Genomic DNA, 9651 nt, shown 5'->3' on the forward strand with positions numbered 1-9651 from the left:
ACGTGTAAAGAGCCATTGTGGCTTTTTGCACGTTTTTATATTTATATAAGTGAATATTTTCTGCTAGTGTCGTAAAAACTAGATAGACCAAAGTAAAATGAAGTTGCTTAGGTATAAATTTTTTTAATTTATATTATTTTATTAATTATACTAAACAGGGAGTAAAAGAATGAAAATTTTAGAGTTGTTTGATATTTATTTTTTGATGATGATGGTGATTCAAGGTGTGATTGTACTTACTGTGGACGCAGGTAATTTTAAAAATTCAGGTATGCACACTACTAGTGTAAAAGCGCGCACTTTAGGATGGTTTGCAATTATTTTAGCTAGCATTCTATTTGTACTTAGGTGGATATTTTAATTAATACATTTACACACATATAAGGATGTGAAGCTTATGAAAGAGAAGATTAATGATAAAATCGAACTCGAATCAGAAAAGAATATAGCGTACTTAAAAGAATTATTACAAGATAACTCAGATGTTATTTTTAGGACCTTCAATGTGGGAGAATGGAAGGCATCACTAGTTTACATTGATGGAATGGCAGATAAACTATTACTCGACCATTATGTATTAGAGCCATTAATGCTGTGTTCAAGGGGAATAGAAAATGTAGAGCAAATAAAAGATAGCATACTTGCAGTGACTGATATGCACGAAGTAGAAAAACTAAGTGAAGGAGTTAATGCTGCCCTGTCTGGTGACACATTAATGTTTATAGATGAATTAAACTGCGCCTATGTTATTGCAACGCGGTTTTGGCCAGCTAGAGGGGTGGGTGACCCGTCTGGTGAAACAGTAATTAGAGGAGCAAGAGAAGGGTTCACAGAAACTATAAGATTCAATACTGCCTTAGTAAGAAGGCGAATTAGAGATACAAGACTTAGAATTAAACGTGAAGTGTTAGGAACCAGATCTAAAACCGATGTGGTTATTATGTATATTGACGATATAGTCAATAAGGAAGTACTTCAGGAACTTGAGCATAGAATAGACAAGATAAACATTGATGCAATCTTTGATAGTGCATACGTTGAGCAGCTAATTGAGGATAATAAATATTCTCCTTTTCCTCAAATACAAAGTACGGAGAGGCCAGATGTAGTAGCTGCAGCTTTATATGAAGGAAGAGTAGCGTTACTAGTAGATAATTCACCTTTCGCAATTATTGTCCCAACTACCTTACCTAATTTATTTCAATCCCCTGACGATTATTATCAAAGATGGATGCATAGTTCTATGATTAGATTTATTAGGGTGCTTTCTATATTTATTTCCCTTACCGCACCAGCACTTTATGTAGCAATTACCTCGTATCATGCAGCCATAATACCTACTAAATTGGCTTATGCTATAGCAGCTTCTAGGGAAGGTTTGCCATTTCCGGCGTTTATAGAGGCCATAATTATGGAATTATTTTTAGCTTTACTTATGGAAGCTGTGGTTAGATTGCCAAGACCAATTGGGGCTACTATTGGTATCGTAGGAGGTCTTGTTATAGGGCAGGCCGCAGTGAGTGCAGGAATAGTTAGTCCAATTATGATAATAATTGTAGCTATTACAGCTATTACTACATTTGTGACTCCTAATTATGAAGTTACTACGGCCTTTAGACTTGCCAGATTTCTAATTATTATTGCTGCAGCAATTGCAGGTCTTTATGGGATAATGATTGGACTTATCATACTTCTCATTCATCTAGTTAGAATGAAAAGTTTTGGAATCCCTTATTTAGCTCCGGTGGTTAATACTAATTTTAAGGATCTAAAAGATATGTATATTAGAGCGCCAATAGATGAGCTAAAAGAGAGGCCTAAATATATGAAAACCGGAGATAAGATAAGACAAAAATAATTTATATCATCTTTTATGTGGAGGTGAAAGGTATATTATGAAAGATAAAAAAATAATTGGAGATTTTGGCCTATTTACTACTATAGTGGTAGCTATAGTAGGCATAGGGATATTTTCTTGCCCAAAAGAAGTCATAGGTAAAGTAGGTAGTGATGCATGGATAGTTACTATAATAGGAGGAAGTGTAATATTTTTATTACTGTATCTTATATATATGGTCGTCAAGAAGAATGATTTTGAAGATTTTACGAATATATTGCAAAATAATTTTGGTAAGTTCTTAGGGGGAGCATTTGCTATTATCTTTGCATTTTATAGTATATTTATTGTGTCTCTTGGAATGAGGGAATTTGCTGAAGTAATTAAACTATATTTATTAAGGCAGACTCCTACAGAATTTATTTTAATGGTTACTATTTTAACAGGAACCTATTTAGTTAGAGGTGAAATAGGCGATTTAGTTAAGTTTAATGAGATTTCATTTTGGATTATGTTCATTCCAATTTTTGCAGTTCTAATACTTACAGCAGTAAATGCTGACTTTACAAATTTATTGCCAGTATTTAATAATCCTCCGTCTGATTACTTTAAATCTTCCAGATATATTTTATTCTGTTTTGGAGGAATTGAAATAGCATACCTTATTCTTCCATATGTGAAAAATAAGAAGAATTCGCCTCGTATATTAAAAAAGAGTATTATCTTTGTATCTTTTTTTTATGTAATTGTAATGATGCTTGTTTTAGCTGTGTTCTCTAAAGAACAGAGTAGGGTTTTATTATGGCCAACTATTTCTATGATAAGGTCGTTAAATTTACCAGGCACATTTATAGAACGATGGGAAGGAATAGTAATGGCTTTATGGGTTCTTTTTTATTTTACTACCTTTGTTAATACGTACTTCTTTTCTAGTGAGATTGTAAAAAATATATTTAAATTGAAAGATATTAAACTATCTTCACTTTTAATTATGCCTATTATTTATGTCATAGCATTATATCCAGAGAATATAGCAGAAGTTTATTCGCTACAATTTAAAAGCACTCCAGTTATATTAACGGCTATATTCGTTTTTGTTTTGTTACCAGTGCTTATTTTGATTATAGGGAAAATTAAAGTTAAAAGGATGTGGAAAAGTACGGATGAAATTTAAGAGGGTTTTACCGGTTATCCTAAGTTGCATGTTACTTAGCGGATGTTGGGATAAAGTAGAAATAGATAGACTTAATTTCATATCTGCTATAGCAATTGACCCAGGAGAAGATATTTCTAAAGAAAAGGAATTAAAAAGCATTGATCCAGAAGAACCCTTTGCTGAGAGACAGATTAAAAAAATTAATGTAACTTATGGATTTCCAGATATGAGCATGCTAGGGCCAGGGAAAAGTGGAAGTGCACAGGAAAAATATATTAACACGGAAGCTTATTCTATGGAGGATGCTTATTCAGAAGCTATGGCTAAAAGCAGTAGAGATATATTTATGGGGCATACTAAGTTACTTATATTAAGTAGCAACTTATTAGAACATAAAGATACAGTTAAGGAAATAGTAGATTATCTGCAACGAAATCCTAGCATAAGTAGGATGACACAGGTAGTTGTCTCAGACGGTGTTGCAGAAGACTATGTAAGATTTAAACCTATCACAGAAAATAGCGCCCAATATTATATTTCTGGACTTATGGATAACAGCAAGAGGAATTCTAGAATTTTAAGCATAACTTTAAATGAATTTCTTATTCTTTTAAGTGAAAATGGGAATGCGCTATTACCTAGAATAAGTTTAGACAAGGAAAAGAATGAATTGACTTTAACTGGTGCGGCTATAATTAAAGATTATGAATTAAAAGGATATTTTACGCCACTGGAATTAATGGATATTCAATTGCTAAATGGTAATTTCAAAGTTGGCAAAAAAGTTATCTATATGGATGGACACCCAGTTGATTTTATAATAGACGGATATGAAAGAAAAATGAGCGTGAAGGAAGAAGGAGACAAGTTAGCAATTAATATAGACTTGAGTATTGAGGGTCAGCTAGCTGAATATTATATTGATAAAAAGGTACTTGACAAAGATGAGCTAGCAAAGCTGCAAAATGCGTTTAATATCTCCATTAGTGGAGAGTGTGAAAAAATTATGGAAATTGCTAAAGGAGAATTTGAAATAGATCCTTTTGGAACCAGAGAATATATTGAAAGGTTTAAACCTTATTTATGGAATAAAATTGAAAAAGATTGGAATGAGAAATACAAAAATGCATCAGTGAATGTAAATGTTAATACTAAAATGAGAAGAATTGGAGCAGTTCAGTGAATATAATTACATAATATGGTAATAATTTTAATATAAATCATTGTTTTCGAAGGGGGATAATTATGAAAAAAATTATATTAACAAGTGTTGCCATAATTATTATAATTTCTATAGCTTTAAATGGGAGTATTGTATCCGGAAAGGTTAATCAAAATGATATTGCAGCTAAACTTATAAGATTTCATGTAATAGCTAATAGTGATGAAAAAATAGATCAAACATTAAAACTAAAAGTAAGAGATTCTGTTTTAAAATATATATCTCCAAAACTTGTGGATTGCAAGAGTATAGAAGAGTCAAGAGAGATTATAAAAAATGAAGATAAAAGCATTAAAAAAATCGCGGAAGCAATTATAAACAAAAATGGATTTAAGTATTCGGTAGTTACAGCCCTATCAGAGGAGAATTTTCCAGTTAAAACCTACGGAAATATAACTCTTCCTCAAGGAAAATATGAGGCTTATAGAATAATTATTGGAACGGGAACAGGACAAAATTGGTGGTGTGTAATGTTTCCTCCACTATGTTTCGTAGACATTACAAAAGGAAATGTATCTTATGAAAAGACTGAAAAAGAAATGAGGACAGTATTGTCAGATGATGAGTACAATTTGGTAGATAATACTGTAAGTAATAAAAAAATAGTTGTGAAATTTAAACTGATAGAAATTTTCAGTAAATTATTTGCTTAAATGAAGTCTTTAGAAAACTACTAGGAGGAAAACAAATGAAAATGATAAAGAAAAGGATTTTGTATACGAGCATTGTAACTATAATTGTTGTATTTTCAACTACATTTGCGATACTGATGTTTTTGGAGAGGTTAGATTATAGAAATTATCTTCAAGGTCAATATAGTAAGAATATGTATGAGCTTATTAGCTCTGTACAAAATATAAGAATAAATCTAGGTAAATCTGCTATTGTGGGATCTCGTGAATCCAGTATAGTAGTGTTTGAAGAAATATTTAGATACTCAGCCACTGCAAATGATAAATTGCATTCATTGCCACTGGACCAATCGGTTGTTTCTGATACTAGTGTATTTTTAAGTCAAGTAGGAGACTTTTGCTACACTTTATCCAAAGCGGCCTCAGAGGGGAAAGAACTAAATGATAAGGATGTTGAATTAATTGACGGATTAGAGAATCAATCATATACGCTTCAAGAACAATTAAATGGAGTGCTTTCTGACATAAATGAAGGAAGTGTTAACTGGGGAGAGATTAGGAAAAAAAGTAGTGGCGTATTTGCAAAATCAGGGGATGATCCTGTGACTGAGAAATTTGCAGGTATACAAAAGCAAATAGTGCAATATCCAGCATTAATCTATGATGGTCCTTTCTCTGATAATATATTAGAAATAAAGCCTAAGGTAATGTCTCTACCGGAAAAAAGTGAAAAGGAAGCAATGCAAATAATAAAAGATATATTTGGAAAAGATAAAGTAAAAAGCATTGAAAATAAGCCGACAGAAGGTAAAACTACAATACCTTCCTACACCTTTTACATAACATTTAATGGCAGAGCTGAAAGTGAACCAAAAACAGTAATAGAAATAAGCAAAAATGGAGGCAGAGTGGTATATTTATTAGATAACAGGTCTATAGGTAAACCAACTATAGATATTAAAAAGGCAGTAGAAGGTGGAAGTAAGTTTATTAGTAAACTAGGCTATAAAAATATGGAGCCTACATATACGCTAGATTATGCAAATACAATAGTAGTAAGCTATGTATATAACCAGAATGAAGTAGTGGTGTACCCAGATCAAGTAAAGCTTAAGATCGCACTTGATAATGGCAGTATTATAGGGATTGAATCTGAAAAATTTTTAGTGTCTCATGTTGAAAAAAGAAAAGACACAATCCCAAAAATAACTCGAGCAAAAGCACAGGAAAAGGTTAGCAAGAGGTTAAAAATAAGTAAAATTAGTTTATCTATTATTCCTACAGAGACTAATAAAGAAGTTTTATGCTATGAGTTTTTAGGTTCATATAAGGAGAAAAATTTTATAGTATATATTAATGCGAGTACCGGATATGAACAAAGAATAATCGAAATAATAGATACTCCTAACGGAAAGCTTACTATTTAGAACAATAAAGGATATATTGCATAAGGTGCACATATATCCTTTATTGTATTGAGTTATTTTTATGTTTCCATTATAATTTAAAGCAATGTTATTATAAAAATTGAGTTTAAAAATATTTAATTTTAAAATTAAAATACAAATTAATAGCTAAAAATGATATGATATAATAGGAAATGATGCAAAAAAAATAATATTATGTAATACTAAAGAAAATAGTATTACATAATATATTTATTTAGTAAACATATGTTTTTATTATACATAAAATGGTTATTATGGTTATAAGGAGAGCGAGTCAATGAAAAAGAGAATAGCGGTATTATTTGGTGGGCAATCCACAGAACATGAGGTTTCAAGAGTATCAGCAACATCGGTATTAAGAAACATTGATGAAGCAAAATATGATATATACCCTATAGGAATAACTAAGGATGGGTTATGGTTTAAATATACTGGAAACTTAGATAACATAGAGAGTGGAGAATGGGAAAAGGATGAATCTTATAAAATCCCAGAGGGGCAAAAGATTTTATTTAATAAAGAGGTAGATGTTGTATTTCCAGTATTACATGGACTCTTTGGAGAAGATGGTACTATTCAAGGGATGTGTAAATTATTCAATATTCCTTGCGTTGGCGCTGGGGTAATGTCTTCAGCTATTTGCATGGATAAAATATATACAAAATACTTACTAGAAAAATTCAATATAAGGCAAGCGGATTATGTGGTAATTAATTCGCATGAATATGTAGAAAATAAAGAATTATTTTTAGAGAAAATAGAAAAAAAACTTGGCTATGCAGTATTTATTAAACCATCTAATGGAGGATCTTCTGTAGGGATAACAAAAGCACATAACAAAGAGAAATTAATATTAGGGATCGAAGAAGCATTAAAGCACGACAGAAAAATTTTAGTGGAAAAGGCTATAAATGCAAGAGAAATTGAGGTGGCTGTACTCGGAAATGATTATCCCGAGGCATCTATCCCAGGGGAAGTAATTCCAGCGAAAGAATTTTATGATTATGAAGCTAAATATAAAAGTGAATCATCTAAGCTTTTAATACCTGCATCATTGCCAGAGGATAAGCTACAGACAATTAGAGAAGAGGCAATAAAAATTTATAGAATATTAGATTGTGCCGGTATGGCAAGAGTGGATTTTCTAGTAGATAAAGAAACAGAAGATGTCTTTTTAAATGAGGTTAATACTATACCTGGTTTTACTAAAATAAGTATGTATCCTAAAATGTGGCAAGCTACAGGTAAAACTTTTGGGGCACTTATTGATGACCTTATTGAATTATCTATAGAAAGAAACAATCAATAAGAGTTGTATAGAATTATTTTATTAGTATTTAGTAAAATGCAATAGAGAGGGGAGAAATCTTATGACAACAGCTTTAGCAATGATTTCTGGAGGCCTTGATAGCATACTCGCAGCAAAACTTGTAAAAGATCAAGGAATAGAAGTTATTGGGATATGCTTTAAATCGCTTTTTTTCAATGAGGAAAATGCATTGAAAATTGTTAAACAAATAGATATACCATTAGAAGTTGTAGATTTTTCTGATGAGCATTTTGAAATGCTGAAAAATCCAAAACATGGATATGGTAAGAATATGAATCCTTGTATCGATTGTCATGCTATGATGATGAGGCATTGTGGGGTGTTACTCGAAAAATATCATGCAGACTTTATCATAACAGGAGAAGTTTTAAACCAGAGGCCTATGTCTCAAAATAGATCAGCTTTAGATATAGTAAAAAATGAATCCGGTATAGGACATAAAATCTTAAGGCCATTATGCGCTAAAAATCTTAATAAAACTGAAATGGAGATAGAAGGTTTAATAGATAGAGAAGCCCTAATGGATATAAAAGGAAGGAACAGAAAGGTTCAAATGGAACTAGCAGAAAAATGGGGTATTTTAGAATACCCCTCACCTGCTGGAGGATGTAAACTTACAGAACCTAACTATTCTATAAAACTTAAGGAATTGCTTATGCATAAAAAAGATCCGTCTAAAAAAGATTTAGAATTATTAAAAATAGGAAGACATTTTAGAGTATCTAAAGATGCTAAGATTATATCTACAAGAACGCAGGAAGAGGGAGAACTACTAAACCAATTTTTAGAGGGAGAAGATCTAATTTTCTTAGCTACTGACTATAATGGATCTACTATTGTTATAATTGGTAATGCGACAAATGAAGATATCGAATTTGCAGCAAAAGTTTCAGGACGGTATTGTAGAGGTAAGGATGAGGAAAGTGTATCTATTAGTTATGGAAGATATGATAATCCTTTAAATAAATCAATCGATATGACGCCAGCAACACAGGACGAAATAAACAACTATATTTTAAATTAGTGAGGGGTAAATTTATGAAGAGAAATGCAATAATTTCAGTTGTTAGTAAACAATCTGACAGTGAAGAAGATGGTGATTCAATTGAAGTTGTGACACCTGGTAAATTTTATAAAGAAGAAAATTGTTATTATGCAGTATATGAAGAGACGGAGATTTCAGGAATGAAAGGAACTACTACTACATTAAAAATTGATGAAGAAAATTTTACGCTTATAAGAACTGGAACTACTAATACAGAAATGAAATTTAAAAAATATGAACGGGATTTAACTTTGTACAATACACCTCATGGAGCGTTGGATCTTACGGTGGACACTAGGGAACTTAAGATGAACGTGGATAATAATGGTGGAGATGTTTTTATAGATTATGATATGATAATAGGAAATCAACAAATTTTAAGTACGATTTTGAAAATCAACATTAAAGCATAATTAATAAAGGCTATGTTCTATATTAGAACATAGCCTTTATTTTCATGCCCCTAATATACTTTTTTATAAAGATAATTTAATAATAAAATTTATTCTATGGATAGTTTTTATAAATAAGGTCAATAATTTAATTGAAGAAATAATGTGTAGAAAATCTAGGAGTGGTTTTATGTTAAAAAACATTGATTATGAGAAGATAATAGAAGCTATTTGCTATGTTAGAGGTATAAAAAGGTGTGATTTATTAAAAGTATTAAAAAATAAGGAGTATAAGTATATTTTATTACTATTACTAAAAAAGTATAAATGCGATGATGTAGAGAGCATTTATAAGGACTTTCTGATTTTTAGTAAAAGATCTATTAAGTATGGTTCGAAAAAAGCGGAAGAACGATTTTTTATTAATAAAGAATTTAGAGATATGTATTTTGAAATAGAAAGCAAATTAGGCATCTGAAAAAATACCCGTCGCATCTTTGATTTGTTATTTATTTTCATGCCCCTAAAGTAAATCAAAATTTATATTCAAAAAAAAGTTTTACAAAAAGACTCTCAAAAAAAATAAAAA

General features: G+C 30.9%; 10 protein-coding genes. All 10 read left to right on the forward strand.

What is annotated here, in order from left to right:
* Nucleotides 1–169 precede the first annotated feature (169 nt).
* Nucleotides 170–361 carry a CLC_0170 family protein gene (locus tag JJE11_RS08445; RefSeq protein WP_291634518.1) on the forward strand — a complete coding sequence of 64 codons (192 nt, stop codon included), beginning with the start codon at nucleotides 170–172 and terminating at the stop codon, nucleotides 359–361.
* A 36-nt stretch (nucleotides 362–397) separates the two neighbouring features.
* Nucleotides 398–1858, forward strand: a complete 1461-nt coding sequence (locus tag JJE11_RS08450) for a spore germination protein (protein WP_291634520.1) — start codon at nucleotides 398–400, stop codon at nucleotides 1856–1858.
* Nucleotides 1859–1895: 37 nt separating this feature from the next.
* Nucleotides 1896–3011, forward strand: a complete 1116-nt coding sequence (locus JJE11_RS08455) for an endospore germination permease (RefSeq protein ID WP_291634522.1) — start codon at nucleotides 1896–1898, stop codon at nucleotides 3009–3011.
* Nucleotides 3001–4176, forward strand: coding sequence for a Ger(x)C family spore germination protein (locus JJE11_RS08460; RefSeq protein WP_291634524.1), 1176 nt, complete (start codon nucleotides 3001–3003; stop codon nucleotides 4174–4176). Before JJE11_RS08455 ends, JJE11_RS08460 begins: the two co-directional genes overlap by 11 nt.
* 62 nt (nucleotides 4177–4238) lie before the next feature.
* On the forward strand, nucleotides 4239–4868 hold the full coding sequence (gene spoIIR / locus JJE11_RS08465) for a stage II sporulation protein R (protein ID WP_291634526.1): 630 nt from the start codon (nucleotides 4239–4241) through the stop codon (nucleotides 4866–4868).
* Between the two features lie 35 nt (nucleotides 4869–4903).
* Complete coding sequence (gene ypeB / locus JJE11_RS08470) at nucleotides 4904–6274, forward strand: germination protein YpeB (protein WP_291634528.1); 1371 nt, start codon at nucleotides 4904–4906, stop codon at nucleotides 6272–6274.
* A 298-nt stretch (nucleotides 6275–6572) separates the two neighbouring features.
* On the forward strand, nucleotides 6573–7604 hold the full coding sequence (locus JJE11_RS08475) for a D-alanine--D-alanine ligase family protein (protein WP_291634530.1): 1032 nt from the start codon (nucleotides 6573–6575) through the stop codon (nucleotides 7602–7604).
* 61 nt (nucleotides 7605–7665) lie between these two features.
* Nucleotides 7666–8649 carry a tRNA 4-thiouridine(8) synthase ThiI gene (locus tag JJE11_RS08480; RefSeq protein WP_291634531.1) on the forward strand — a complete coding sequence of 328 codons (984 nt, stop codon included), beginning with the start codon at nucleotides 7666–7668 and terminating at the stop codon, nucleotides 8647–8649.
* Between the two features lie 14 nt (nucleotides 8650–8663).
* Nucleotides 8664–9083 (forward strand): DUF1934 domain-containing protein, encoded by a 420-nt coding sequence (locus tag JJE11_RS08485; protein ID WP_291634533.1) that lies wholly within the window; start codon nucleotides 8664–8666, stop codon nucleotides 9081–9083.
* A gap of 169 nt (nucleotides 9084–9252) precedes the next feature.
* Nucleotides 9253–9540 carry a ribose-5-phosphate isomerase gene (locus tag JJE11_RS08490; RefSeq protein WP_291634535.1) on the forward strand — a complete coding sequence of 96 codons (288 nt, stop codon included), beginning with the start codon at nucleotides 9253–9255 and terminating at the stop codon, nucleotides 9538–9540.
* Nucleotides 9541–9651 lie beyond the last annotated feature (111 nt).

It is taken from the genome of Clostridium sp. (genome assembly GCF_016650095.1).
Taxonomy (GTDB): domain Bacteria; phylum Bacillota; class Clostridia; order Clostridiales; family Clostridiaceae; genus Clostridium_AD.